The sequence below is a fragment of the Cellulomonas sp. P1_G12_2 genome, assembly GCF_056405535.1.
Window position 1 is genome coordinate 185,345 of the sequence record NZ_JBFUBX010000002.1, and the last position, 25,095, is coordinate 210,439.

Genomic DNA, 25,095 nt, shown 5'->3' on the forward strand with positions numbered 1-25,095 from the left:
GATTCTACCCGAAACGGACACCCAGCAACGAGGCCGCAGTCAGGATGTGGACAACTACTTCGCCTGGTCGTAGCTGTCCACCACGGCCACGTTCAGCGCGAAGTCCACGGGTGTGGCACCGAACAGCAACCGACCCGCCTCGACCGCGGACGACCGCATGGCCAGCGCCACCTCGTCCGCCACGGCTTCTGGCGCGTGCACCATGACCTCGTCGTGCAGGAAGAACACCAGGTGCGGCCGCCCATCCAGCTCGAGCAGGCGTCGGCGCAACGAGGCCATCCAGCACAGCGCCCACTCCGCGGCGGTCCCCTGCACGATGAAGTTGCGCGTGAACCGACCCCAGTCGCGGCCTCGTCGGCGGGCGGCGCGGACGTCGTCGGCCCCCGCGCCCTCGGCCGAGGCTGCGGCGTGCTCCGCCTGCCAGGCGGCGTCGGGACGCGGGGAGGTGCGGCCGAGCCAGGTGGAGACGACGTCGCCGCGCTCGCCGGCGCGGGCGCCGGACTCCACCAGGGCGACCGCGTGCGGGTACGCGCGGGTGAGGCGCGGCATGAGGACCGCGGACGGACCGGTGGTGGCGCCGTAGATCGCGCCGAGCATCGCGTACTTGGCCTCGGAGCGGGTCTCGACGATGCCGGCGTCGACCACGCCCTGGTACAGGTCGGCCTTCCGGCCGGCCGCGGCCATGGCGTTGTCGCCGGACATCGCGGCCAGCACGCGGGGTTCCAGCTGCGCGGCGTCGGCGACGACCAGCTTCCAGCCGGGATCGGCCCGCACGGCCGCGCGGATGCTCGCGGGCAGCTGCAGCGCGCCGCCCCCGCTGGTCGCCCAGCGCCCGGTCACGACTCCGCCGGGCACGTAGTCGGGGCGGAAGCGGCCGTCGTGGACCCACGCCTCCATCCACGCCCACCCGTTGGCGCTGAGCAGGCGCGACAGCTTCTTGTAGGCGAGCAGCGGGTCGCGCACCGGGTGCTCGAGCGCCTTGATCTCCCAGGTGCGCGTGGACTCGACGTCGCAGCCGGCCGCCCGCAGCCCGCGCAGGAGGTCGGGCTGGGAGTCGAGGTTCAGCGACGGCTGACCGAGCGCGGCACGGACCTCGTCGGCAAGGGCCTCGAGCTTGGCGGGCCGACCGCTGCGAGGCCGCGGTCCGAGGAGATCGGTCAGGAGAGCGTCGTGCGTCTCGACGCTCCACGGCATCCCGTCGTGCTGCATCTCGGCGGCGATGAGCGCACCCGTGGACTCGGCGGCGAGCAGGAGGCGCAGGCGGCCGGGCTCGTCGGCGCCCGCAACGGCGGCGAGCTGGCGCCGGAGCTCGTCGAGCGGATCGAGGGCGACGGCCGGTCCGACGTCGTCGAACAGGCTCCCTTCGACCGGGGCCGGTTCACGCGGCCCGTCCCACGGGCCCGGCGGCGCGCCGGCCAGCGCGGACGACTGCGAGTACACGCTCCGGCGCAGGATCGCGTGGCAGAGCCGCAGGTCGTGGCAGCGCTCGACGCGGACGCCGGCGTCCAGCAGCGGCGGATAGCGGCGCGACGTGTCGTCCCAGACCCACCGCGGCCGGTCCGCCTCGCGCTCCCGGACGACCGAGGCGAGGTCGTCGGCGGCGACGAGGACGGAGCCGATCGGCTCGCCCTGCTCGGTCAGCGACTGCAGCTCGACGACGCCGGGGCGCGACGGGTCGTCGAGGAGCAGCAGCAAGGACACGGCTCATGGTCGCAGCCGCGTCCGACACCGCTGGTCAGGCCGAGTACGTGCGCACCGCGTGGCGGAAGAACTCCGCGGCGACCTTCCGGGTGGCGGCGAGGTCCGTGCGTCGCTCGACCAGCCAGTCCCGGTCGCGCAGCTCGGCGAGCACCAGCTCCGCGAGCACGGTCGGCACCGTCCCGGCACCCATCTCCCGGGTGACCGCCTTGAGCGCGACGAGCTCCTCGATCGCGTCGTGCTGCTCCGACGTCAGACCGGTCTGCGCGGCCAGGGCGCCGAGAGTCATCGGCGGGAACGCCGCACCCGGGCGCTCGTCGAGCCAGCGCACCGCCAGTGCGGGCCGCACCGCGTAGAACAGCTTCTTCAGCGGCATCCGCCCGCCGTCGCCGACGAACCGCGCCCACTGCTGCCGTCCGACGCTGAGGTAGTGGCGCCCGACCAGCGCGCGGTCGCCGACCTCGTCGGCAAGCGCGAGGAACTCTCCGACGAACCGAGGCTCGGACCGATACACCATCGGTGAGCCGAGCCACTCCACGATCGCCGCGTTGCCCTTGAGCAGCAGCTGGACCGCCTTCTTCAGGTCCCACCCGTTGACGTCGAGCAACCCGTCCGGCGCCCACTCGACCACGTCACGCCGAGCCCACGGGCTGAGGTACTCGTCCGCGCTGCGGACGTAGACGAACCGGCAGTCGTAGTCGCTGTCGGGGGAGGGGAAGCCCCACGCGCGGCTGCCGCTCTCGACCGCCGCGAGCACGCGCACGCCCTCGACGCGGACGACCTCGTCGAGGAGAGCGTCGATGGCGTCGACCGTGGGGGCGTCGAAGGACGGGGGCAGCGTGCGCATCGCGCGAGGGTAGGGAGTCGTCACGCGTCGGCGCGCTCTCTTTTGCGTCGGTTCCTGAGCACGTCCGGAACTTCGGCATCGACGCGTGGCGACTTGATCCGGCGACGCGCGCTACGACCGTCTCACCGCCGCGAGCTCCGCATCGCAGGGCGCACGGTGACCGCCGACCCGTCCGGCGCCGTCCCCGCGGCCAGCGCCCCGTACTCGGACGACCCCACCGCGTACACCGCCAACCGCCCGTCGGCATCGGCGTGGATCCCCCACCCGTACCGCTTCCCCAGGTCACTGGACCGCAGGCACGCGCGGGGCGTCGCATAGAAGGAAGCCCACTCGTCAGGGGAGTCAGTCGAGACGCCGTGCCGCCCCGCCCACACCCGGAAGATCACGTCGGACGACCGCAGCGCGTACGGCGCGGACGCGATGAGCGAGAAGGTCGACGCGGCGATGGTGGAGCCCACGGGCTCGACGCCGGCGACGGCAGAGGTGTCCGGCGCGACCGTGAGGAAGGTGGACGTGTAGTCGACGCTCTCCATGCGGGCAGACGCTAGACCGCGGGACTGACAGCGGTCCGGCTCATGGGGAAGATCCAGGGCCCCTCCGGTGACGCCGACGAGAGCGGCACCCGCGCCCGCACCGACGAGTACCCCAGCGCGGTGTAGTAGCCGACGTTGTCGGGCTTGGTGGTCTCCAGGTAGGACGGGCCGGCCGCGGAGTCGATCAGGTCGAAGACCGTGGCCATCAGCCGCTTGCCGCGGCCGGCGCGCTGCAGGTCGGGCCGGACGCCGAGCGCCTCGACGTACCAGGCGTCGCAGGGCACCCCGGCAGACGTGACGTCGCCGAACCGGATGATCCCCACGCTGTGCTCGCGGGTGTTGACGGCGATCCGCACGATCCGGAGCGCCTGCCGCCACCAGCGGGCGGGGGTCATCGGGTAGGTGCCGGGCGGGTAGAGCGCGATCGCGCCGGTCACCGCGCCGTCCAGCCTGGTCACGAACGCGTGCCCGTGCCGCACGGAGTCCGACAGGGTCATCCGGTACAGCGCCCGCAGCTCCCGCTCGCGGCGGGCGCGGACGGGGAACAGGTGCACGAAGCCGGGGTCGTCGGCCAGCGCCGCGGCCAGCACGGTCGCGGCCTCGGCGATGCCGGACGGGTGCAGCGGCTCGACGACATCAGGCGGGGATCCGGACATGTCGCGCATCCTCTACGGGACATGCGTCCAGATGCAACCCCAACGGGTGATGGACAAATGGCGTGACCTGCGCAAACGCTTACGACCCTGTCAGTGCGTCCTTGAGCTTGATCCGCCCGCCGCTGCGCAGCACCGCACGCGAGTAGATCCGTCCGGCCAGCCAGACGAGCACGGGGATCACGGCGAGCGACAGCCCGAGGGCCAGCGCGACCTCCCACACCTCGACCTCGCCCAGCGCGATCCGCATCGGCATGAGCAGGGGCGCGCAGAACGGGACGTACGACAGCCAGATGACCAGCGGGTTCGTCGGGTCCCAGGGCGCGATGCTCACGCCGATGAGGTACGGGATCATCATCAGGGTCAGCACCGGCGCGGTCACCGAGCCGACGTCCTCCTGCCGCGACACCAGCGCCGCCAGCGCACCGAGCGCGAGCGCGTACATGGTGAAGCCGATGACGAACCAGATCACCACCCACAGCGCGGTCGCGCCCAGGTCGATCGAGCTGGTGTCGACGAGGCCGAGGGCCACCGCGGTCCCGGACCCCGCGCCGACGACGAGCACCACCTGGATGATCCCGATGACCCCGATGCCCAGCACCTTGCCGGCCATCAGCTGCCACGGCCGCACGGTCGCCAGCAGCAGCTCCACGACGCGCGAGGCCTTCTCCTCGACGACCCCCTGCGCCACCAGCTGCCCGGCGGTCATGAGCGAGATGAACAGCAGGATCCCGGCGACGAAGCCGGCGACGATCTGTGCGCCGTCCTGCTCGGGCTCGGGCTCCAGCGCGGTGACGTCCGGCGCGGCCTGGGCGATCTCGCGACCGACCTCGCCCGGGTCCCCGCCGAGGTCGGTGACCGCCGCCGACAGCGCCTCCTGCTGCGCCAGCGACGCGAAGACGGGCACGAGCATGTCGGGCAGCTTCGTGTGCACCACCACGGACAAGGGGTCGGTGGAGGTCACGAGGGCATCGATCGTGCCGTCCTTGAGCAGCTCCTCGCCTTCGTCGGCGGACGCCACCTCCTGCGTCTCGATCGTCGTCCCGGTCACCGTGCCGGTGGCCACCAGCTGCTCCGAGGCCGCCGACGCCTCGGGCACCACACCGACGTGCTGGGTGGGGTCGGACTGCGAGCTGACGAGGTTGAGCAGGACGCCACCGAGCACCACCGCCGCGACGAGCGCGACGGTGGTCCAGATGAACGCCTTGGAGCGGAACCGCGTGCTGATCTCCCGCCCGGCGACCAGCCGGACGGCGGCGCCGTCGGAGATCTCGACCAGGGTCGGACGGGCGCTCATGCGGACACCGTCTCGCGCTCGACCGTGGCGGAGTCGGTGCTCACCACGTGCCGGTACAGCTCGGTCAGGGACGGCCGCAGCAGGCTGAACTCGTGCACCGACCCGGCTGCGAGGGCGGCGCGCAGGATCTGCTGGTCGGCGCCGTCGTCGGCCTGTCCCCGCACCTCGACCACCGACCGCGTCGCGTCCGTCGACACCAGACGCGCCGACGGCACCGCGGAGATCCAGGACCCCGCCGGTGGCCCGTCCACCACCCATCGCCGGTCGTCGGTCCGGCGCAGCTCCTCGATCCCGCCGAAGGCCACCAGCGTCCCGGTCTTGATGATCCCGACGCGGTCGCACAGCGACTCGACCAGCTCGAGCTGGTGCGACGAGAACAGCACCGGGACGCCGGCCGCGGCCTGGTCCCGCAGCACCCCGCTCATCACGTCGACCGCCACGGGGTCGAGGCCGGAGAACGGCTCGTCGAGCACCAGGATGTCGGGGGAGTGCACCAGCGCGGCGGCCAGCTGCACGCGCTGCTGGTTGCCCAGGGAGAGCTTGAGGATCTCGTCCCCGCGGCGCTCCGCGATGCCGAGCACCTCGGTCCACTGCTCCATCGCGGCCTTGGCCGACGCCGTCGACAGCCCGTGCAGCCGCGCGAGGTAGACCAGCTGGTCGCTCACCTTCATGCGCGGGTAGAGACCGCGCTCCTCGGGCATGTACCCGATGCGCCGCCGCACGGCCAGGTCGACCGGCTTGCCGTCCCAGCGCACCTCGCCGGAGTCCGCCGCCAGCACGCCGAGCACGATCCGCATCGCCGTCGACTTGCCGGCGCCGTTGGAGCCGACGAACCCGACGATCTCGCCGGCGCGCACCTCCATGGACAGGTCGCGCAGTGCGCGGAGGTCGCCGTAGGACTTGTTCAGGGACTCCATCACCAGTGCGGACATGAGTCGATCCAAACAGAGACCACCGACGGCACGCGACACCCTGTCGGTGGCCGGTCCTAGTCTGCGGAAGGTGCACCACCTCTCCCGTGCCGATGCCCGCCGGATCGCCGTGCGCGCCCAGCTCCTGAGCGCGGACCGGCCGACGGACGTGCACGAGACCGTGCGCGCCCTGTCGTTCCTGCAGCTGAACCCGACCAGCGCGGTCGCCCCGAGCGCCGACCTGGTGCTCTGGAGCCGGCTCGGCTCGTCCTACGACCCGCAGGAGCTGGCGGACGCCCTCGACGAGCAGACGATCATCGAGTTCCGCGGCATGCTGCGGGTGGCCGAGGACCTCGCGCTGTACCGCGCGGAGATGGCCGTCTGGCCGGGGACCGGCACCCGTGTGAAGGACTGGCAGCGGGGCAACCGGCAGTGGGTGGCGGACAACGAGGCCTGCCGGCAGGACATCCTGGAGCTGCTGCGCGCCGACGGCCCGCTGCCGATCAGCGAGCTCCCCGACACGTGCGTGCGGCCGTGGCGATCCTCCGGCTGGAACAACAACCGCAACGTCACCATGCTGCTCGGCCTCATGGTGCAGATGGGCGACGTGGCAGCCGCCGGCGGCACCGGCCGCGACCGGCTCTGGGACCTGGCCGAGCGCGTCTACCCGCCGGACCCGCCGGTGCCGCTGGAGGAGGCGTACCGGATCCGCGACGAGCGCAGGCTCGCGGCGCTCGGCATCGCGAGACCGAAGGGTCCCGAGCAGCCCGTCGAGCCGCTCGACGTCCGGGACGTGGGGGAGCCCGCGGTCATCGAGGGGGTCCGCGGAGAGTGGCGCGTCGACCCCGCGCAGCTGGACCTGCCGTTCGAGGGGCGTGCGGCGCTGCTCTCGCCCCTCGACCTGCTCCTGTACGACCGCAAGCGCATGACCGACGTCTTCGAGTTCGACTACATCCTCGAGATGTACAAGCCGGTCGCCGCGCGGCGCTGGGGCTACTTCGCGCTCCCGGTCCTGGTCGACGACCGCCTGGTGGGCAAGCTCGACGCCACCGCCGACGTGAAGGCCGGCGTGCTGCGGGTGCACGCCGTGCACGAGGACGCGCCGTGGGCCCCCGACGCGCGCGCCGCGGTCGATGCGGAGATCGAGGACCTGGCGCGCTGGCTTGAGCTGGACCTGGTCCGGTCCTAGAAGCCTCCTTCGCCGCGGCGAGAACGTCATGTCCCCGCGAGAACGCCGCGTGCTCGTGCCGTTCTCGCGGGGAGCTGCCGTCCTCAGCCCTCGCGCACCACGGCGACCCCGCCCGGCGCGACGACGAGCGTCCCGCCCGCCACCGCCTCGTCGCGCAGCAGCTCGTGGCCCGACGCCGGGACCGTGACCTCGTCGGCCGAGTGGTTGAGGACGAACAGCCACGAGCGACCGTCGTCGGCGACCCGGCGGACCGCCTCGACACCGTCGAGCTCGGGGGACAGACCGGCCTCGACGATCAGCGCGTCCGTGACCGTCTGGAGGCCGTCGGCGTCGAGCCGCGTCGCCAGGTACCACGCCGCCCCGGAGCCGGCCGGCCGGCGCGTCAGGGCGGGCCAGCCTGCCAGGTCGCCGTCGGCGAACGTCCGGACGGCTTCCGTCCCCGGCGACAGGTGCGTCTGCTCGGACCACACGTCGGCGCGCGTGCCGTCGTCGAGCGTGAGGGTCTCGCCCTCCTGCAGGGCCCAGATCTCCTCGCTCCGGACACCCAGCAGCTCCCGGAACGCACCGGGGTAGCCGCCCGGGCGGATGTGGTCGTTCTCGTCGGCGATCCCCGAGAAGTACGTGACCAGCACGGACGCACCGTCGGCCGCGGCCCGCGCGATGTTCGCGGCGTCGGCGTCGGTGACCAGGTAGAGCGTCGGGACGATGACGAGCGCGTACCCCGACAGGTCCGCCGACGGCCGCACGATGTCCACCGTGATGTTCCGCTGCCACAGCGCGCGGTAGTGCGCGAGCACGCGGTCCGGGTACGTCACCGCGGTGGACGGGTGGCTGTCCAGCTCTGTGCCCCACCAGGCGGGGTAGTCGAAGACGATCGCGGCCCGCGCGCGCACCCGTGAGCCCTCGACCTCGCTCAGTGCCCTCAGCGCATCGCCCAGCGCCACCGTGTTCCGCCACACGTCGGTGTCGGTCCCCGCGTGCGGGAGCATCGCCGAGTGGAACTTCTCCGCACCCGCGGCGGACTGGCGCCACTGGAAGAACATCACCGCGTCGGCGCCACGAGCGACGTGCGCCAGCGAGTGCCGGATCATCTCGCCCGGTCGCTTGGTGCGGTTGCGCGGCTGCCAGTTCACCGCGCTCGTCGAGTGCTCCATGAGCATCCACGGGTCACCGCCGGCAACCCCGCGCGTGAGGTCGGCGCTGAACGCCAGCTCGACGTGCGCCTCCGGGTCGTGCGCGCGGGTGTAGTGGTCGTTGGCGATGACGTCGAGGTCGTCCGCCCAGGAGAAGTAGTCCATCCACTTGGTGCCGGTGGAGAGCATGAGGTTGGTGGTCGTGGGGACGTCCGGGGTGACCTCTCGCAGCACGTCCCGAATTGCGCGGTAGTGCACCAGCAGCTCGTCGGAGCTGAACCGGGCGAAGTCCAGCTGCTGCGTCGGGTTCGGGTACGTCGGGGCGCTCCGCGGGGGAAGCACCTCGTCGAAGGAGTCGTACCGCTGCGACCAGAAGGCCGTGCCCCAGGCGGCGTTCAGCGCCTCGACGGTCCCGTACCTCGCGTCCAGCCAGCGCCGGAACGCGTCCGCGGCGTCGTCGGAGTAGTCGTGCGGGACGTGGCAGCCCAGCTCGTTGTCCACGTGCCACAGGGCCAGCGCCGGGTGGCTGCCGTAGCGCTCGGCCATCGTCCGAGTCATGCGCAGCACGTACTCGCGGTACGCCGTCGACGACACCCGGTACGCCTGCCGGCCGCCCGGGTACAGCACCGTGCCGTCCGCGAGCACGGGCAGGAACTCGGGGTGCTTGCGGGTGAGCCACGGGGGAGGGCTCGCCGTCGCCGTGGCCAGCGCGACCTTGATGCCGGCGTGGTGGAGCCGGTCGAGGATGTCGTCCAGCCAGCCGAAGTCGAGCTCGCCCTCGCGCGGCTCCAGCTGGGCCCAGCTGAAGATGCCGACGCTGACCAGCGTGACGCCGGCCTGCTGCATGAGCTCCACGTCCTCGATGCGGGTGGCCAGGGGCCACTGCTCGGGGTTGTAGTCGCCGCCGTACTGGATCATCGGGTCCTCGTCGCTCGTCGTAGGTCTAGGACAACTGGTTCGTCGGGTTCGCACACGAGGTGACCGTCGACGACGCGGGCCGTGGCCACGCGCACGACCGCCCTTCTCGTCGCCGGGTCCTCGCCCGCGCCGGTCGCCTCGAACGGCGACACGTCGTGCGTGAAGTAGAAGATCCAGGCCTCGTCGTCGGTGGCGACGACGTCGGCATGGTGACCGCGCGGGTCGACCAGGATGTGCCCGTCGGGGGTCCACCGCGACAGGTCGTCGGACCGATAGACGGCCTGACCGCGCCACTCGTCGACGATCAGCCAGTGCCACCCGCCGAGCGTGAACACGTTCGGTCCCTCGTGCGGTCGGCCCTCGATGACCGGCCGCGACGGACCCCAGGTCTCCAGGTCTTCGGAATCTGCGCACCAGGTCGTCGAGCCTGCCGCCTCGTCCTTGAACCACATGCGGTAGCCGGTCCCGGTCGGTGCGACGCAGGCGTCGATGACATAGTCCGAGCTCAGCGGCACGACCCCGCGGTACTCCCAGGTCACCAGGTCGTCGGACACGTGGTGCAGGATGTGCCGCTCGTGCCCCGGCCAGCGGTCCGGCACGCCGGTGATGTAGCTGACGAACATGTGGAACCGGCCCTCGGCGAACACGACCTCAGGCGCCCAGAGGGTGTTCCGGCCCTCACCGGGGTCCAGGCCGTCGACGACCCCGCGGTGCGTCCAGGTCAGCCCGCCGTCGTCACTCGTCGCGACCGCGATGTCCGTCCCGTGCACCCAGGTGACGCCGGGGCCGTCGTCGTCGACCCGCCGCTGCGTCGCGAACAGCCACCAGGTCCCGTCCGGGCCCTCGACCACGGTGGGATCGGTGGGCGCGCCCCGCGGGTCGGTGAACAGGGGGTCGGGCGCAACCCGGACGTCCGCACTCGTGCGTGCAGGAGCCCCCTCGAGCGCAGACGTTGCAGCAGGAGAACTCGATGCGTCCGCACTCGTGCGCGCTGGAGGCCCCTCGAGTGCGGACGTTGCAGTGCGAGGGCTGGTTGCGGGGGTGTGGGTCATGCCGGGATCGGGCGGAGGTCTTCGATGCCGTGCAGGAAGCCCTCGCGCAGGGTGCTGCCGGGGGCCAGGTCGGCCTTGGTGACCGGGCGGCCCAGGGACGCCGACGCGTAGATCGCGGTGACCAGCTCGAGCGACCGGTGGGGTTCCGCGGCGACCGGCGGCAGCGGCTCGCCCGCGCGCAGCGCCGCGTAGACCGCGCGCAGCAGCGGGGTGTGCCCGGAGGGCTCGTCCTCGGTCGGCAGGGTCCACGACGCCGGCGCCTCCGCCGGCTCGCCGCCGGTCCGCTCGGGTGCCGGGGTGAGCCGCCACGCGCGGGCGTCGTGCCCGTAGAGGTGCTCGACCTCGACCGTGCCGAGCGTCGTGTCCACCCGCACGTAGCTGGTCTGGCGCGGGGCGAGGGCGGTGGTCAGCACGGACACGATCGCGCCGTTGGCGAACCGGATCACGGCCGTGGACGTGTCCTCGGTCTCCACGTCGCGGTCCAGGCGGAACGCGCGCGCGTCGACCTCGGCCCACTCGCCCAGCAGGAACCCGAGCAGGTCGAGCTGGTGGATGCCCAGCCCGAGCAGCGGGCCGCCGCCCTCCGTCGCCCACTTCCCGCGCCACGGCACCGCGTAGTAGTCCTCCTGCTTGCGGTACCAGAGCGTGTGGCAGACGCCGACGAGCGGTCGCCCGAGCGTGCCGTCGGCGAGCAGCCTCTGGACGTGGCCGACGGCCGTGCCGGTGCGCTGCTGGAACACGACGGCGTACTCGCGACCGACCTCGTGAGCGACCTTGAGCACCGCGTCCAGGTCCGCCAGCGACAGGACCGGCGGCTTCTCGCAGACCACGTGCGCGCCGGAGCGTAGGGCGGCGATCGCCTGGTCCTTGTGCAGGCCGGGCGGGGTGCACAGGTGCACGACGTCGACTGCCTCGGCGGAGAGCAGGTCGTCCAGGCTGTCGTACCGGCCCGCGACGCCGTACTGGTCGGCGAACGCGTCACGGACGGCGGGGCTGGGGTCCGCGACCGCGACGACCGCGACCAGGGGGTCCGCGGAGAGGACCGAGGCGTGTGCGTGCGCGATCGCCCCGGTCCCGACGATGGCGGCCTTCAGCAGGCCCTGCGACAACTCCGTCACGTCCGCTCCCTTGCGTCCTGCGTCAACCGTCCTCGGTCACGGTAAGCGCTTGCCTGCCGATTCGTCCACCGGCTGCCATGCGTCGTCATGACGTGGTCGTGGGTTCGGCACGAGATCGTGCGTCTGAACCCACGGTCTCGTGCCGAAGCCACGATCTCGCGGCCGCGCGACGAGCCGTGCGACGACCCGCGCGACGAGCCGCGCGACGAGCCGTGCGACGACCCGTGCGACGAGCCGTGCGACGAGCCGCCCGACGAGCCGAGCGACGAGGCCCGGGCGGCGCGGACGGGCGCAGCGTCAGGCCGACGGGTCCGACGAGCCGCGGACCACCAGCTCCGGCTGGAACTGCACGCGCTGGTGCTGGAACGACGCGCCCTCCGAACGCTGCCGCAGGAGCAGGTCCGCGGCGGTCCAGCCCAGCTGGTGGGTCGGCTGGCGCACGGACGTCAGCGGCACCGTGAGCATCGAGGCGAACACGACGTCGTCGTACCCGACCACCGCCATCTCGGCGGGGATGGCCACGCCGTGGGCCCGCAGCGCGCGCAGGGCGCCCAGGGCGGTGAGGTCGTTGACGCAGAACAGGGCTGTGGGGCGGTCGCCGGGGAGCGCGAACAGCTGGTTGATGCCGGCCTCGCCACCGTCGGCGTTGAGGGAGCCGATCGTGATCTCGACGAGCGCGGCATCCGGGTCCAGGCCCGCCCCGGCCAGCGCGGAGAGCACCCCGTCCCGGCGGTCGTGGCACTGCTTGATGGTGAGCGGCCCGTTGATGAACGCGATGCGGGTGTGCCCGAGGCTGACCAGGTGCTCGATAGCCAGCGCGCCGCCGCGGACGTCGTCGACCGCCACGGACGAGATGTCGTCGACCGGGGAGGTGGTGTCGAGCAGGACCACGTCGATCCCGCGGTCGCGCAGGGCCAGCAGGGTGTCCAGCGAGCCGGCCGACGGGGTGACCATGACGCCCTGCACGCCGTGCTCCTCGAACAGCCGCAGGTACCGGGCCTCGCGCTCGGGGTCCTCGTCGGAGGACGAGAGCATGAGGGTGTACTCGTCCGCGGCCAGCCGGTCCTCGACGCCTCGGGCGACCTCGGTGAAGAACGGGTTCGCGATGTCGAGCACGATGGCGCCGACCGTCTGGATGGTCCCCGCGCGCAGCTGTCGGGCCGAGGCGTTGCGGACGAACTGCAGCTCCTCGATGGCCACCAGGACGCGGTCGCGCGTGGCGTCGCTGACCTGGTCCGGGCGGTTGAGCACGTTCGAGACGGTGCCGACCGAGACGCCCGCGCGCTTGGCGACGTCCGTGATGGAGGGTCGGCGGTCTGCGCGTCCTCGTGTCGTCGTCGACATCGACCGTCCTCTCCCTCGAGCACCGAGCGTGCGGCCCGATGCTAGTTCCCTCCGTGGAGGCCATCGTGGTGCCTCGCTGCATCACGATGACGTCACGACTCTTGTGTGCCGGGAGCCGCGCGCGTACGGTGCAGCGTACTGAATCGATTCACCGACCTCAAGGGAGAGGCCGTGCGGGAATCGCGCCCTCGGGCGGGTCGCAAGCTCGGCGACGCCGGCATACCGGGGTGCGCCCGCGCCCCGACTCTTGACACACTGGTAAACGCTTACATAGAGTGCGTGAATCGTTTCAAAGGCGATTCGAGGAAGGCAGCCGTATGTCCCGCGTGTGCTTCATCTCCCGCGTCCGGCCGGACCGGCTGGACGAGTACCGGTCCCGGCACGCCGCCGTCTGGCCCGAGATGCTCGAGGCACTGCGCGACACCGGCTGGCGCGACTACTCGTTGTTCCTCGCCCCGGACGGGCTGCTCGTCGGCTACCTCGAGACCGACGACTACGCCGCCGCCCAGGACGCCATGACCCGCACGGCGGTCAACCCGCGCTGGCAGGCCGAGATGAGCGAGTTCTTCGTCGCCGACGGCAGTCCCGACGAGGGCTTCCACGTCCTCGACGAGGTGTTCCACCTGGAGGACCAGCTGCACGCAGCCGGCCTCCCCACCCACCCACAGGAGCTCCCCGCATGACCATCACCGATGCCCTGGCCCAGCAGACGATCGAGCTTCCCTCCTGGGCGTTCGGGAACTCGGGCACCCGGTTCAAGGTGTTCGCGCAGCAGGGGGTGCCGCGCGACCCCTACGAGAAGATCGCCGACGCCGCCCAGGTGCACAAGTACACGGGAGTGGCGCCGCGGGTCAGCCTGCACATCCCGTGGGACCTGGTGGACGACTACGACGACCTGGCCGCGCACGCCGCTGGGCTCGGGGTGTCCATCGGGGCGATCAACTCGAACCTGTTCCAGGACGACGACTACATGCTGGGCTCGCTGACGCACCCGTCGGCGGACGTGCGCAAGAAGGCCGTCGCGCACCACCTGCAGTGCGTCGACGTCATGCGCGCCACGGGCTCCACCGACCTGAAGATCTGGCTGCCGGACGGCCTGAACTACCCCGGCCAGGACTCGCTGCGCGCCCGCCAGGACCGGCTCGCCGACTCGCTGGCCGAGATCTACGCGGCCCTGGACCCGAACCACCGGCTGATCCTCGAGTACAAGTTCTTCGAGCCCGCCTTCTACGCGATGGACATCCCCGACTGGGGCACGTCCCTGCTGCACTGCCTGGCTCTGGGCGACCGCGCGTTCGTCGTGCTGGACACCGGGCACCACGCGCCGGGCACCAACATCGAGTTCATCGTCGCGCAGCTGCTGCGCGCCGGGCGGCTCGGCGCGTTCGACTTCAACTCCCGGTTCTACGCCGACGACGACCTCATGGTCGGCTCCGCGGACCCGTTCCAGCTGTTCCGGATCATGCACGAGATCGTGCAGTCCGGGGCGCTCGCGCCGGACTCGGGGGTCAACTTCATGCTCGACCAGTGCCACAACATCGAGCCGAAGATCCCGGGGCAGATCCGCTCGGTCATGAACGTGCAGGAGGCCACCGCGAAGGCGCTGCTGGTCGACGCCGAGGCGCTGCTCGAGGCTCAGCTTGCCGGTGACGTGCTCGGTGCGAACGCGCTGGTGATGGACGCGTACAACACCGACGTGCGGCCGCTGCTGGCCGAGCTGCGGGAGTCGCAGGGGCTCGACCCCGACCCGATCCGGGCGTACAAGGCATCGGGCTACGCGGAGACGATCATCGCCGAGCGCGTCGGCGGCACACAGGCGGGGTGGGGCGCATGAGCACGGTGGCACAGGAGCTGGTCGCACGGTCCAACAGACTCGGGGCGGACCCACGCACCACCAACTACGCCGGCGGCAACACGTCCGCGAAGGGCACCGCGACGGACCCGGTCACCGGTGACGACGTCGAGTTGCTCTGGGTCAAGGGCTCGGGGGGTGACCTGGGCACGTTGACGGAGAAGAACCTGGCCGTGCTGCGCCTGGATCGGCTGCGCGCTCTGGTCGACGTGTACCCGGGGGTGGAGCGCGAGGACGAGATGGTCGCCGCGTTCGACTACTGCCTGCACGGCAAGGGGGGTGCGGCGCCGTCGATCGACACGGCGATGCACGCGCTGGTCGGCGCCGCGCACGTGGACCACCTGCACCCGGACTCGGGCATCGCGTTCGCGACGGCGGCCGACGGGGAGGCGTTGACCCGGCAGGTGTTCGGGGACGCGGTGGTGTGGGTGCGGTGGCGTCGGCCGGGGTTCCAGCTGGGGTTGGACATCGCGGCGATCAAGGCCGCGAACCCGCAGGCCATCGGGTGCATCCTGGGCGGCCACGGGATCACCGCGTGGGGCGACACGTCCGACGAGGCCGAGGCGCGGTCGTTGCACATCGTGCGGACCGCGGAGGAGTTCATCGCCTCGACGACGGGTCCGCACCCGTTCGGTGACGTGGTGCAGGCGCCGCTTCCCGACGAGGAGCGTCGCGCCCGTGCGGCCGCGCTGGCGCCGGTGATCCGGGGGCTGGCCTCGACGGACAAGCCGCAGGTCGGCCACTACACGGACTCGTCGGTGGTGCTGGACTTCGTGTCCCGCGCGGAGCTGGCCCGTCTGGCCGAGCTCGGCACGTCCTGCCCGGACCACTTCTTGCGCACGAAGGTCAAGCCGCTGGTGCTGGACCTGCCCGCCGGCGCGCCGGTCGAGGAGGTCGTCGGAAGGCTCAAGGAGCTGCACGCCACCTACCGCGCGGACTACCAGGCCTACTACGACCGGCACGCCACCCCGGACAGCCCGGCGATCCGCGGCGCCGACCCGGCGATCGTGCTGGTGCCGGGGGTGGGGATGTTCTCGTTCGGCAAGGACAAGCAGACCGCCCGGGTGGCCGGGGAGTTCTACGTCAACGCGATCAACGTGATGCGCGGCGCCGAGGCGATCTCCACCTATGTGCCGATAGACGAGGCGGAGAAGTTCCGGATCGAGTACTGGGCGCTGGAGGAGGCCAAGCTCGCGCGCATGCCGAAGCCCAAGCCGCTGGCCACCCGGGTCGCGCTGGTCACCGGGGCCGGGTCGGGCATCGGCCGGGCGATCGCCGAGCGCCTGGCCGCCGAGGGTGCGTGCGTGGTGATCGCGGACCTCAACCTGGAGGGCGCCCAGGAGGTTGCGGACAGCCTCGGCGGTCCCGACGTCGCGATTGCGGTCAAGGCCGACGTGACCTCCGAGGAGGACATCGCCCGGCTGATCGCGGAGACCTCGCTGGCGTTCGGGGGGATCGACCTGGTGGTGAACAACGCCGGGCTGTCGATCTCCAAGCCGCTGCTGGAGACCACCGCCAAGGACTGGGACCTGCAGCACGACGTGATGGCCCGCGGCTCGTTCCTGGTCTCCCGGGAGGCGGCGCGGGCGATGATCGCCCAGGACATGGGTGGGGACATCGTCTACATCGCCTCGAAGAACTCCCTGTTCGCCGGGCCGAACAACATCGCGTACTCGGCGACCAAGGCCGACCAGGCCCACCAGGTCCGGCTGCTCGCCGCCGAGCTGGGCGGGCACGGGATCCGGGTCAACGGGGTCAACCCCGACGGCGTCGTGCGCGGCTCGGGGATCTTCGCCGGCGGCTGGGGCGCCCAGCGCGCGGCCACCTACGGGGTGCCCGAGTCCGAGCTCGGCGCCTACTACGCCCAGCGCACCCTGCTCAAGCGCGAGGTCCTGCCGGAGCACGTGGCCGCGGCGGTGTTCGCCCTGACCGGCCCGGACCTGGTGCAGACCACGGGCCTGCACGTCCCGGTCGACTCCGGCGTGGCAGCGGCCTTCCTGCGATGAGCCGGATGGCGTTCGAGATCGGGGGTTCGGCATCAGATCGCGGGTTCGCACCCACGATCTCGCGGCGAACCCTCGATCTCGCGGGGGCCCGCCGATGAGCGCGTTCGCGGCCGTCGACCTCGGCGCCTCGTCGGGGCGGGTCATCGTCGGGTCGGTGGTCGACGACCGCGTCGCGCTGCACGAGGTCAACCGGTTCCCCAACGGGCCGGTCCGGGTGGGCGGCTCGCTGCACTGGGACGTGATCGGGCTGTACCGAGGGATCCTCGACGGGCTGCGCGCGGCCACCCGGGAGGTCGGCGCGCTGGACGGTGTCGGCATCGACTCGTGGGCCGTCGACTACGGGTTGCTGGACGGTGACGGAGAGCTGCTCGGCACCCCCTTCCACTACCGGGACGCGCGGACCGACGGGGTGCCGGACAAGGTCTTCGCGACGATCCCCGCACCCGAGCTCTACGCCCGCACGGGTCTGCAGGTGCAGCCGTTCAACACGGTGTTCCAGCTGGTCGCCGCACAGGGGACGGCGGCGCTCGCGTCGGCCCGCGGGATGCTGCTGGTGCCCGACCTGCTCGGCTACTGGCTGACCGGGGTGCGGGTGGCCGAGGTGACCAACGCGTCGACGACCGGGCTGCTCGACGCGACGACCCGGGAGTGGGCCCTCGACGTGGCGGCCGCCCTGGGCATCGCGGAGAACCTGCTCCCGCCGCTGCGCGACGCCGGCGAGCTGCTGGGCCACACGACGCTCCTCGGGGAGGTCCCGGTCTGGACGGTCGGCTCGCACGACACCGCGTCGGCCGTCGTCGCCGTCCCCGCCACCGGCACCGACTTCGCGTACATCTCCTGCGGCACCTGGTCGCTGGTCGGCCTGGAGCTGGACCACCCGGTGCTCACCGAGGAGAGCCGCGCCGCGAACTTCACCAACGAGGCCGGCGTCGACGGCACGGTCCGGTACCTGCGCAACGTCATGGGCCTCTGGGTGCTCCAGGAGTCGATCCGCACCTGGAACGAGGCCGGTCTGCCCGCCGACCTGCCGGACCTGCTCGCGGCCGCGGCCCGCGTCCCGGCCCTGACCACGGTGGTCGACATCGACGGGCCCGCGTTCCTGCCGCCGGGCGACATGCCCACCCGGATCGCGGCCGAGGCTGCCCGGACGGGCCAGACGCCCCCGCAGTCGCAGGCCGAGACGGTCCGCTGCATCCTCGACTCGCTCGCGCTCGCCTACCGGCGGGCGGTCCGGCAGGCGGCAGACCTGGCGAGCCGTTCGATCGACGTGGTGCACGTGGTCGGCGGGGGAGTCCGCAACGAGCTCCTCTGCCAGCTGACCGCGGACGCGACCGGCCTGCCGGTGGTCGCCGGGCCGGTCGAGGGTGCCGCGCTGGGCAACGTCCTGGTGCAGGCGCGGGCGGCCGGCGTGCTGTCCGGGAGCCTCGCGGACCTGCGCGCGGTGGGCGCCCGAGGGCTGGATCTGCGGCGCTACGAGCCGGGTGCCACCGGGGGTCCGACCGACCGTCAGTGGGCCGCCGCCGAGCGCAGGGTCGAAGGTCCGTAGCCGCGCACGAGCGCATCTTCCTAGCGTGGAGACGAGGCCCCTCGAAGGCGTCGGGCCCAGTCCCGAGGAGTGGTCATCATGCGCACCGTCGTCATCACCGGATCGGCATCGGGCATCGGGCTCGCGACCGCAGAGATCCTGCGTGACCGCGGTGACCGAGTCATCGGCGTGGACGTCCACGACGCGGAGGTCGTCGCGGACCTGTCCACCGTCGCGGGCCGCGCGGCCATGGTCGAGCAGGTCCGGGAGCTCAGCGGCGGCACCGTGGACGCCGTCATCGCGAACGCCGGCCTGGCGCTCCCCGTCGCGGCGACCGTCGCCGTCAACTTCTTCGGCGCCGTGGCCACCCTCGACGGGCTGCGACCGCTGCTGCTCGGCTCCGACGCGCCGCGCGCCTCCCTCACCAGCTCCATGGCGAGCCTCATGCCGCACGACGACCTCCTGGTCGAGGCCGCTCTGGCGGGCGACGAGACCAAGGCGATGGAGCGCGCACAGGAGCTCGTCGACGCCGACCTCGGCCAGATCATCTACGCGTCGACCAAGGTGGCACTGTGCCGCTGGATGCGTCGGCACGCTGCGACGGCCGAGTGGGCCGGTGCGGGCATCCCGCTGAACGGGATCGGCCCCGGGATCGTCGAGACCCCGATGACGGCCGAGATGATCGCGACCGAGGAGCAGCGCGCGGCGATGGCCGACGTGGTGCCGATGCCGCTGCACGGGTACATGCAGCCCGAGGTGCCGGCGCGCTTGCACGCGTGGCTGGTCAGCGAGGAGAACACCCACCTGTGCGGGCAGCTCGTCTTCGTGGACGGCGGCTCGGACGTGGTGATCCGGGGCGACAGCACCTGGTGAGCCGTTGGAGTGCCGGCGCGCGGGACCGCTGCGGACGAGCCCGCGCGTCGACATCGCCATCGTGCTGCGGGTTGCCGGGCGAACCCGGGGACCAAGGTCCCTCGCTGCGGGTGACTCTGCGCGGAATCCTGATGAAAGGATTCAATCGATCGATGGAGAGGGTGCCATGAGCATCGACACGTCAGTTCGTTCGCTCGCGAGCGTGCAGGTGCGGGAGGAGATCCTCTACTACTGCCGCGAGTCGGTCCGCTGCGGACTGAACTTCAACACGCAGGGCAACATCAGCGTGCGGCTCACCGCCGACGACGGCACGGAAGCGATCGTCATCACCCCGTCCGACGTGCGCTACGACGCGATGTCGCCGGACGACATGGTGGTCGTCGCGATGGACGGCACCGTGCTCGAGGGCGACCTGCTCCCGTCGACCGAGCTGCCCGTCCACCTGGCCCACTACCGCCGCCGCCCCGACGCCCGCGCGATCGTGCACACGGAGTCGACGTTCGTGAACGTGCTCGGCGTCCTCGGCCGGCAGATCGACCCGGTGCTCCTCAACATGGTCCTGTACGCCAAGGGCACCATCCCGGTCATGCCGTTCGAGTTCTCCACCAACGCGGACTTCGGCCGGCGCAGCGCCGAGCTGATGGGCGACGACGTCAACGCGGTCGTGTGGGCCAACCACGGGCTGCTCGCGGTGGGCGTCTCGCTCAAGCTCGCGTTCAAGGTGGCCGTCGCGGTCGAGGAGAACGCCGAGGTGCTCCACCACGCGAGCCAGTCCGGTGGCGTGCCGAACGTGCTGGCCTACGACCGGATCGAGATCCCCGAGGGCGCGCGCCTGCCCTGATCAGCCGAGCGTGCCTGCGACGACCAGGAGCACGGGCACGCACAGGATCGTGGTGATCAGCCCGGCGTCGCGCGCGAGCGCCTCGCCGTGCCGGTACTGCATCGCGTAGACGAGGACGTTCTGCGCGGTCGGCAGAGACGCCATCGCGACGACGGCGAGCAGCGCGTGCGCGGGCAGGCCGAGCGCGGTGCCGAGCCCCCACGCCAGCAGCGGGTGCGCCAGCGCGCGCAGGCCGACGGCGAGCGCGAGGTCCCGGCGCGGCGCGGTGGTGTCCACCGTCCGCGGCACGGCGAGCGACATCCCGAACGTGAGCAGGGCGAGCGGTGCCGCGGCGGCGCCGACCAGCCGGAACGGCTCGTAGACGACCTCGGGCAGGTCCCACGGCGCCGCGGCCAGGACCAGGCCGACGAGGGTGCCGACGATGATCGGGTTGCTCAGGGTGCGGCGCAGCAGGGTCCGTCCACGCAGGGGGCCCGCGCGCCGGTCCAGCACCGCGAACGCCACCGGTGCCAGGACGAGCAGCTGGAACAGCAGCGTCGGCACCACCGCGACCGCGTCGTCGAGCAGGTAGACCGCCAGCGGCAGCCCCACGTTGCCGGCGTTCACGTACGACGACGCGAGCGTGCCGACCGTGACGTCCGCGGCCGGCCGACGCCACGCGAGGCGCAGGACCACGACCGCCACCAGGGCGACCACCGACGTGGACGTCCAGGTGACGACCGCCGTGCGGGAGAGCAGCAGGTGCAGGTCGGCGTGCGCGACCGTGGTGATCAGCAGCGCGGGCGTGGCCACCGTGAACACCACCCGCGCGAGCACGGGAGCCGCTCGGTCGCCGAGCACCCGACGGCGGGCGAGCAGCCAGCCGAGCGCGACGACGGCGCCCATGGTGCCGAGTGCGGTGACGACGGCGCCCATCAAGCCACCGGTCGTCGTCGGAGGATCACGGGGCTGATCCTCGCACGGTGCTGTGGTCACGGAAAGCGCTTGCCCTGGCGGTGGCTACGTGGCACGATCGGGTCCGAGACGCATGTCCCGCACATGGAGGAAGGCAACGATGCCGGCAGTCGCACTGGTCACCGGGGGCAATCGAGGGATCGGCCTCGGTATCACGCAGCGGCTGATCGCCGACGGGTTCGCGGTGTCGATCCTGGCCACCCGCGAGGAGCCGACCGAGCTGCTGGAGTCGCTCGACGCCCCCGGCCGGGTTCGCTACGTGCGCGGTTCGGTGGCGGACCTCGGCGACCACGCGCGGTTCGTCGACGACGCCGTCGAGGCCTGGGGTCGGCTCGACCTGCTGGTGAACAACGCGGGGGTCGCCCCGAGCGTGCGGGCGGACCTGCTCGAGGCCGGCGCGGAGAGCTTCGACCGCGTGCTCGGCATCAACCTGCGCGGCCCGTACTTCCTGACGCAGACGTTCGCGAACCGCGTCATCGCGCTCGGGTCGGACCGCCTTCCGCGCGCGACCGTCATCAACGTCTCGTCGATCTCCGCGACGGCCGTGTCCACCAACCGCGGCGAGTACTGCGTCTCGAAGGCCGGCGTCGCCATGGCCACGCAGCTGTTCGCGGTCCGCCTCGCCCCCGAGGGGATCGTCGTCTACGAGGTCCGTCCGGGCGTCATCGCGACCGACATGACCGCCGGCGTGACCGAGAAGTACGACGCGCTCATCGCCGACGGGCTGGCTCCCATCAACCGGTGGGGTCGCCCGTCCGACGTCGCCGGTGCGGTGGCGATCCTGGCGTCCGGCCAGACCCCGTACTCGACCGGCGAGGTGTTCCACGTCGACGGCGGCATGCACATCCCGGTGCTCTGATGTCGTTCTTGCAGGGTGTCCCCGTCGTCACCGTCAACACCGTCGTCGTCGGGACCGGTTCCGCCGGCTTCTGCGCGGCCGACCGCCTGTGGGAGCTGGGCCAGACCGACGTCGTCATGGTCGCCGACAAGGTCAACGCGGGCTCGTCGCGCAACGCCGGCTCGGACAAGCAGACCTACTACAAGCTCACGCTCTCGGGCGGCGACGGCGACTCCGTGCGGGAGATGGCCGAGACGCTCTACTCCGGCGGCGCGATGGACGGCGACAACGCGCTGGCCGAGGCCGCGCTGAGCGCCCGCGGGTTCCTGCGCCTCTGCGACCTGGGCGTCCCGTTCCCGCAGAACCGGTACGGCGAGTTCATCGGCTACAAGACCGACCACGACCCCCGCCGTCGCGCCACGTCCGTGGGGCCGTACACCAGCCGGTCGATGGTCGAGCAGCTGGAGAAGAAGGTCCACCGCAACGGCACACGCATCTACGACGAGTGCCGGGTGGTCGACGTCATCGTGCGGGACGGCGCCGTCGCGGGGCTGCTGGTCCTGCGGACCGACGTGCCGCACGACGGCGCCGAGTCCCCGTTCCTGCTGTTCCGGTGCACCAACCTCGTCTACGCGACGGGCGGCCCGGCCGGGATGTACGCGACGCGCGTCTTCCCCCACGGCCAGTGGGGTGCGTCCGGGGCGGCCTACCGCGCGGGCGTGCACGGCAAGAACCTGACCGAGTGGCAGTTCGGGCTGGCCTCGACGCACCCGCGCTGGAACGTGTCGGGTACGTACATGCAGGTCATCCCGACGTTCATCTCGACGGACGCCTCTGGCGAGGATCCGCGGGAGTTCCTGACCGAGGCACTGGGTGACTACGGGCAGCTCATGTCGCTGGTGTTCCTCAAGGGGTACCAGTGGCCGTTCGACATCCGGAAGGCCCTGGACGGCTCGTCCCTGATCGACCTTCTCGTCTACCGCGAGACCGTGCTGCGCGGGCGGCGGGTGTTCCTCGACTTCCGTCGGAACCCGGTGCAGCCCGACTTCGACCCGTCCGCCCTGAGCCCCGAGGCCTACGAGTACCTCGACCGCGCCGGCGTCCTGTTCGGCGCGCCCATCGAGCGGCTGCGGCGCATGAACGAGCCCGCGTACCAGTTCTACCTGGGCAAGAACCCGTACGTGGACCTCGAGACGACGATGCTCGAGGTCGACGTGTGCGCCCAGCACAACAACGGCGGGCTCGTGGTCGACGCCTGGTGGCAGTCGAACATCGAGGGCTTCTTCCCGGTCGGCGAGGCCGGCGGCGCGCACGGGGTCTACCGGCCCGGCGGAGCGGCGCTGAACAGCGGGCAGGTGGGCGCGACGAGGGCCGCGCAGTTCATCGCGGCTCGGCGTACGTCCGACCCCGCGCCGTTCGACGAGGCAGCTTCGTCCGTGCTCGACGCCGCGACCTCCTTGGTCGCCGCCGCCTCGCAGCGCGCAGCCTCCGGCACCCCTGACAACACCGGCGACCTGCTGAACGAGGTCCAGGTGCTCATGAGCGCCAAGGCGGGTCCCGTGCGCTCCGCGGAGTCGATCCACGAGGCGCTCGTCCAGGTGCACGAGTGGCTGTCGTCGTACGAGGCGACGGTCTCCGCCGACGCCTCGTCGCGCCGGTCGATCAATCGCACCTTCCTCGTCCGCGACATCCTGACCAGCGCGTACGTGTACCTCTCGGCGATGGCCGACTACGTCGCGCACGGCGGCCGGTCCCGCGGCTCGGTGCTCTACACCGACCCCGATGGCGCGATCCCGCACGGCCTCACCGAGCTGCCTGACGTCTTCAAGTTCACGCTCGACGGCGGTGCGCTGGACGACGAGGTGCAGGAGACGTCCTGGGTCCCGGCCGATGGGTTCGTCCCCGTGGTCCCGCGCGCGCCCGACGACCCCGCCGGCGAGCCGGTGTTCCGCTGGCGTCCGCGCCGGCCGATCCCCGAGGACGACGACTTCTTCGAGAACGTCTGGCGCGAGTTCCGCGAGCACGGGAACGTGTTCTGATGCGCATCGCCCTGCCGGACCCGCGTGTCGAGATCCGCGGGGCGGCCTGGCTCGAGGACGGGCTGCCCCACCGGCTGCCCGCCTGGACGCGACCGCAGCTCCCCGACGACTTCATGGCGATGGTCGAGTCGCAACCGTCCGGCGTCCGGCTGCGGCTGCGGACCGCAGCGCGCTCGGTGCGGCTCGATGTCCAGGTGCTCCGCGTCGCGGTCGACCCGGCGCCGCCTGCCGAACCGCAGCCGTACGACGTCCTGGTCGACGGGGCGGTGGTGCCGCAGCCGTCGGCCGTGGCCTCCGCGGCCGGTGTGTTCCTGCTCGAGCCCCTCGCCGGGACGACCGCCGAACGACCCGGTCCCGCCGGCGTCGTGGAGCTCGCGCTCGGCGGCGACGGCACGGTCGAGCGGGACGTCGAGATCTGGCTCCCCCCGGGGGAGACCACCCGGCTCGTCGCGCTCACCGCCGACGCAGCGGTGTCCGCGCCGACCCCGGTGCACGCGCCGCGCTGGGTGCACCACGGCTCGTCGATCAGCCACGGTGCCGGCGCGGCCTCGGCCCTCGGGGCGTGGCCGATGGTCGCCGCGCGGGCCGTCGGGCTCGACCTGGTCAACCTCGGGTTCTCCGGCAACGCGGTGCTCGACCCCTTCGTCGCGCGCGCGATCCGCGACCAGCCCGCCGACGTCATCACCCTCAAGCTCGGCATCAACGTGGTGAACCACGACGCCATCCACCTGCGCGCCTTCGCCCCCGCGGTGCACGGCTTCCTCGACACGATCCGCGACGGGCACCCGACCACGCCGCTGGTCCTCGTCTCGCCGCTCCTGTGCCCGTTGGTCGAGACCACCCCGGGCCCGACGTCGCTGGACCCGGCCGACCCGTCAGTGTTCCGCACCACCGGGCAGCCCTCCGAGGTCGCCGACGGCAAGCTCACCCTGACGGTCATCCGGTCGGTGCTGCGCGCGATCGTCCGGGCTCGTGCGGACACCGCGCTGACCTACGTCGACGGCACGTCGCTCTACGGCTGGTCCGACTGGGACGACCTGCCGATGCGCGACCTCATGCACCCGGACGCGGACGCCCACCGCCTCATCGGGACGCGGTTCGCCGCGGTGCTCAGGGCCCTGAGGGCCTAGACCTCAGAGCTCGCCGAGGATGCGCTCGCGCAGCGCACCGAGCTCGTCGGCGGTGATCAGGCCGCGTTCGTGCAGGTCGTGGGCCTCCGCCAGCCGCGACTCGGCCGTCCGTCCGGGGGCGAGCAGCTGGCTCTTGTGTGCCTGCGCCAGGATCTGCGACTCCGCGGTCGCCGGGTCGAGCCCGGCCTCACGGAGCACGCTCCTGTTGCGCGACGCCTTCACCGCTGAGGCGATGATGAGCGCGACGATGACCACGGAGATGATGAAGAACACCACGCCGAACCCCGTCTCGGACGCGGCTGGTGCCAGAGGGTCAGGCATGGGCGCCACGCTAGCGCCGGCGA

At 72.1% G+C, this 25,095-nt stretch carries 22 protein-coding genes; 10 read left to right on the forward strand and 12 right to left on the reverse strand.

Features of this window, described 5'->3' with window-relative positions; genetic code table 11:
• Positions 1–54: 54 nt before the first annotated feature.
• From AC1DXT_RS08830 to AC1DXT_RS08855, 6 genes are all read right to left on the reverse strand, one after another.
• Entirely contained in the window at positions 55–1,701 is a 1,647-nt protein-coding gene (locus AC1DXT_RS08830) for a bifunctional 3'-5' exonuclease/DNA polymerase (protein ID WP_477060987.1), read from the reverse strand.
• Between the two features lie 34 nt (positions 1,702–1,735).
• On the reverse strand, positions 1,736–2,545 hold the full coding sequence (locus AC1DXT_RS08835) for a nucleotidyltransferase domain-containing protein (protein WP_477060988.1): 810 nt from the start codon (positions 2,543–2,545) through the stop codon (positions 1,736–1,738).
• A 122-nt stretch (positions 2,546–2,667) separates the two neighbouring features.
• Positions 2,668–3,078 (reverse strand): DUF6157 family protein, encoded by a 411-nt coding sequence (locus AC1DXT_RS08840; protein ID WP_477060989.1) that lies wholly within the window; start codon positions 3,076–3,078, stop codon positions 2,668–2,670.
• A gap of 11 nt (positions 3,079–3,089) precedes the next feature.
• Entirely contained in the window at positions 3,090–3,734 is a 645-nt protein-coding gene (locus tag AC1DXT_RS08845) for a GNAT family N-acetyltransferase (protein ID WP_477060990.1), read from the reverse strand.
• A 79-nt stretch (positions 3,735–3,813) separates the two neighbouring features.
• Entirely contained in the window at positions 3,814–5,028 is a 1,215-nt protein-coding gene (locus AC1DXT_RS08850; protein ID WP_477060991.1) for an ABC transporter permease, read from the reverse strand.
• A complete protein-coding gene (locus tag AC1DXT_RS08855) occupies positions 5,025–5,960 on the reverse strand; it encodes an ABC transporter ATP-binding protein (RefSeq protein ID WP_477060992.1) in 936 nt (311 codons plus the stop codon). The genes AC1DXT_RS08850 and AC1DXT_RS08855 overlap by 4 nt, the downstream gene beginning before the upstream one ends.
• A gap of 70 nt (positions 5,961–6,030) precedes the next feature.
• On the opposite strand from AC1DXT_RS08855, the gene AC1DXT_RS08860 reads away from it, so the two are divergent.
• Complete coding sequence (locus AC1DXT_RS08860) at positions 6,031–7,128, forward strand: DNA glycosylase AlkZ-like family protein (protein WP_477060993.1); 1,098 nt, start codon at positions 6,031–6,033, stop codon at positions 7,126–7,128.
• 83 nt (positions 7,129–7,211) lie between these two features.
• Here the strand turns inward: AC1DXT_RS08860 and AC1DXT_RS08865 are convergent, their stop codons facing one another.
• The 4 genes from AC1DXT_RS08865 to AC1DXT_RS08880 form a co-directional block, all read right to left on the reverse strand.
• Positions 7,212–9,179, reverse strand: coding sequence for a beta-galactosidase (locus AC1DXT_RS08865; protein ID WP_477060994.1), 1,968 nt, complete (start codon positions 9,177–9,179; stop codon positions 7,212–7,214).
• Positions 9,176–10,030 (reverse strand): glycoside hydrolase family protein, encoded by an 855-nt coding sequence (locus AC1DXT_RS08870; RefSeq protein WP_477060995.1) that lies wholly within the window; start codon positions 10,028–10,030, stop codon positions 9,176–9,178. Before AC1DXT_RS08870 ends, AC1DXT_RS08865 begins: the two co-directional genes overlap by 4 nt.
• A 197-nt stretch (positions 10,031–10,227) precedes the next feature.
• Entirely contained in the window at positions 10,228–11,349 is a 1,122-nt protein-coding gene (locus AC1DXT_RS08875) for a Gfo/Idh/MocA family protein (RefSeq protein WP_477060996.1), read from the reverse strand.
• 297 nt (positions 11,350–11,646) lie between these two features.
• Entirely contained in the window at positions 11,647–12,693 is a 1,047-nt protein-coding gene (locus AC1DXT_RS08880; protein ID WP_477060997.1) for a LacI family DNA-binding transcriptional regulator, read from the reverse strand.
• A gap of 317 nt (positions 12,694–13,010) precedes the next feature.
• Between AC1DXT_RS08880 and AC1DXT_RS08885 the strand changes: the two genes are divergently transcribed.
• From AC1DXT_RS08885 to AC1DXT_RS08910, 6 genes are all read left to right on the forward strand, one after another.
• The gene (locus tag AC1DXT_RS08885) at positions 13,011–13,376 is read left to right on the forward strand and encodes an L-rhamnose mutarotase (RefSeq protein WP_477060998.1); all 366 of its coding nucleotides are present in this window, start codon (positions 13,011–13,013) and stop codon (positions 13,374–13,376) included.
• Positions 13,373–14,527: an L-rhamnose isomerase gene (rhaI, locus tag AC1DXT_RS08890; protein WP_477060999.1), complete on the forward strand. Its 1,155-nt coding sequence runs from the start codon at positions 13,373–13,375 to the stop codon at positions 14,525–14,527. The genes AC1DXT_RS08885 and rhaI overlap by 4 nt, the downstream gene beginning before the upstream one ends.
• Entirely contained in the window at positions 14,524–16,551 is a 2,028-nt protein-coding gene (locus AC1DXT_RS08895) for a bifunctional aldolase/short-chain dehydrogenase (protein ID WP_477061000.1), read from the forward strand. Before rhaI ends, AC1DXT_RS08895 begins: the two co-directional genes overlap by 4 nt.
• Before the next feature lie 94 nt (positions 16,552–16,645).
• Positions 16,646–18,097, forward strand: a complete 1,452-nt coding sequence (locus AC1DXT_RS08900; RefSeq protein WP_477061001.1) for a rhamnulokinase — start codon at positions 16,646–16,648, stop codon at positions 18,095–18,097.
• 78 nt (positions 18,098–18,175) lie between these two features.
• Positions 18,176–18,949, forward strand: coding sequence for an SDR family oxidoreductase (locus tag AC1DXT_RS08905; protein WP_477061002.1), 774 nt, complete (start codon positions 18,176–18,178; stop codon positions 18,947–18,949).
• 166 nt (positions 18,950–19,115) lie between these two features.
• The gene (locus AC1DXT_RS08910; RefSeq protein WP_477061003.1) at positions 19,116–19,790 is read left to right on the forward strand and encodes a class II aldolase/adducin family protein; all 675 of its coding nucleotides are present in this window, start codon (positions 19,116–19,118) and stop codon (positions 19,788–19,790) included.
• Here the strand turns inward: AC1DXT_RS08910 and AC1DXT_RS08915 are convergent, their stop codons facing one another.
• Positions 19,791–20,705: an AEC family transporter gene (locus tag AC1DXT_RS08915; protein ID WP_477061004.1), complete on the reverse strand. Its 915-nt coding sequence runs from the start codon at positions 20,703–20,705 to the stop codon at positions 19,791–19,793.
• 139 nt (positions 20,706–20,844) lie between these two features.
• Between AC1DXT_RS08915 and AC1DXT_RS08920 the strand changes: the two genes are divergently transcribed.
• The 3 genes from AC1DXT_RS08920 to AC1DXT_RS08930 are packed head-to-tail and all read left to right on the forward strand — an operon-like array spanning position 20,845 to position 24,751.
• Positions 20,845–21,603, forward strand: coding sequence for a 3-ketoacyl-ACP reductase (locus AC1DXT_RS08920; RefSeq protein ID WP_477061005.1), 759 nt, complete (start codon positions 20,845–20,847; stop codon positions 21,601–21,603).
• Entirely contained in the window at positions 21,603–23,621 is a 2,019-nt protein-coding gene (locus AC1DXT_RS08925) for an FAD-binding protein (protein WP_477061006.1), read from the forward strand. Before AC1DXT_RS08920 ends, AC1DXT_RS08925 begins: the two co-directional genes overlap by 1 nt.
• On the forward strand, positions 23,621–24,751 hold the full coding sequence (locus AC1DXT_RS08930) for an SGNH/GDSL hydrolase family protein (protein WP_477061007.1): 1,131 nt from the start codon (positions 23,621–23,623) through the stop codon (positions 24,749–24,751). The genes AC1DXT_RS08925 and AC1DXT_RS08930 overlap by 1 nt, the downstream gene beginning before the upstream one ends.
• 3 nt (positions 24,752–24,754) lie before the next feature.
• Here AC1DXT_RS08930 and AC1DXT_RS08935 read toward each other — a convergent pair whose 3' ends face one another.
• Positions 24,755–25,072, reverse strand: coding sequence for a hypothetical protein (locus AC1DXT_RS08935; protein ID WP_477061008.1), 318 nt, complete (start codon positions 25,070–25,072; stop codon positions 24,755–24,757).
• Positions 25,073–25,095 lie beyond the last annotated feature (23 nt).

What these genes read in the sequence shown, in the direction of transcription:
- AC1DXT_RS08835 (WP_477060988.1), bottom strand. Translation starts at nt 2,545, where the DNA reads ATGCGCACGCTGCCCCCGTCCTTCGACGCCCCCACGGTCGACGCCATC.
- AC1DXT_RS08840 (WP_477060989.1), bottom strand. Translation starts at nt 3,078, where the DNA reads ATGGAGAGCGTCGACTACACGTCCACCTTCCTCACGGTCGCGCCGGAC.
- AC1DXT_RS08845 (WP_477060990.1), bottom strand. Translation starts at nt 3,734, where the DNA reads ATGTCCGGATCCCCGCCTGATGTCGTCGAGCCGCTGCACCCGTCCGGC.
- AC1DXT_RS08850 (WP_477060991.1), bottom strand. Translation starts at nt 5,028, where the DNA reads ATGAGCGCCCGTCCGACCCTGGTCGAGATCTCCGACGGCGCCGCCGTC.
- AC1DXT_RS08855 (WP_477060992.1), bottom strand. Translation starts at nt 5,960, where the DNA reads ATGTCCGCACTGGTGATGGAGTCCCTGAACAAGTCCTACGGCGACCTC.
- AC1DXT_RS08865 (WP_477060994.1), bottom strand. Translation starts at nt 9,179, where the DNA reads ATGATCCAGTACGGCGGCGACTACAACCCCGAGCAGTGGCCCCTGGCC.
- AC1DXT_RS08880 (WP_477060997.1), bottom strand. Translation starts at nt 12,693, where the DNA reads ATGTCGACGACGACACGAGGACGCGCAGACCGCCGACCCTCCATCACG.
- AC1DXT_RS08885 (WP_477060998.1), top strand. Translation starts at nt 13,011, where the DNA reads ATGTCCCGCGTGTGCTTCATCTCCCGCGTCCGGCCGGACCGGCTGGAC.
- rhaI (WP_477060999.1), top strand. Translation starts at nt 13,373, where the DNA reads ATGACCATCACCGATGCCCTGGCCCAGCAGACGATCGAGCTTCCCTCC.
- AC1DXT_RS08895 (WP_477061000.1), top strand. Translation starts at nt 14,524, where the DNA reads ATGAGCACGGTGGCACAGGAGCTGGTCGCACGGTCCAACAGACTCGGG.
- AC1DXT_RS08900 (WP_477061001.1), top strand. Translation starts at nt 16,646, where the DNA reads ATGAGCGCGTTCGCGGCCGTCGACCTCGGCGCCTCGTCGGGGCGGGTC.
- AC1DXT_RS08905 (WP_477061002.1), top strand. Translation starts at nt 18,176, where the DNA reads ATGCGCACCGTCGTCATCACCGGATCGGCATCGGGCATCGGGCTCGCG.
- AC1DXT_RS08910 (WP_477061003.1), top strand. Translation starts at nt 19,116, where the DNA reads ATGAGCATCGACACGTCAGTTCGTTCGCTCGCGAGCGTGCAGGTGCGG.
- AC1DXT_RS08915 (WP_477061004.1), bottom strand. Translation starts at nt 20,705, where the DNA reads ATGGGCGCCGTCGTCACCGCACTCGGCACCATGGGCGCCGTCGTCGCG.
- AC1DXT_RS08920 (WP_477061005.1), top strand. Translation starts at nt 20,845, where the DNA reads ATGCCGGCAGTCGCACTGGTCACCGGGGGCAATCGAGGGATCGGCCTC.
- AC1DXT_RS08925 (WP_477061006.1), top strand. Translation starts at nt 21,603, where the DNA reads ATGTCGTTCTTGCAGGGTGTCCCCGTCGTCACCGTCAACACCGTCGTC.
- AC1DXT_RS08930 (WP_477061007.1), top strand. Translation starts at nt 23,621, where the DNA reads ATGCGCATCGCCCTGCCGGACCCGCGTGTCGAGATCCGCGGGGCGGCC.
- AC1DXT_RS08935 (WP_477061008.1), bottom strand. Translation starts at nt 25,072, where the DNA reads ATGCCTGACCCTCTGGCACCAGCCGCGTCCGAGACGGGGTTCGGCGTG.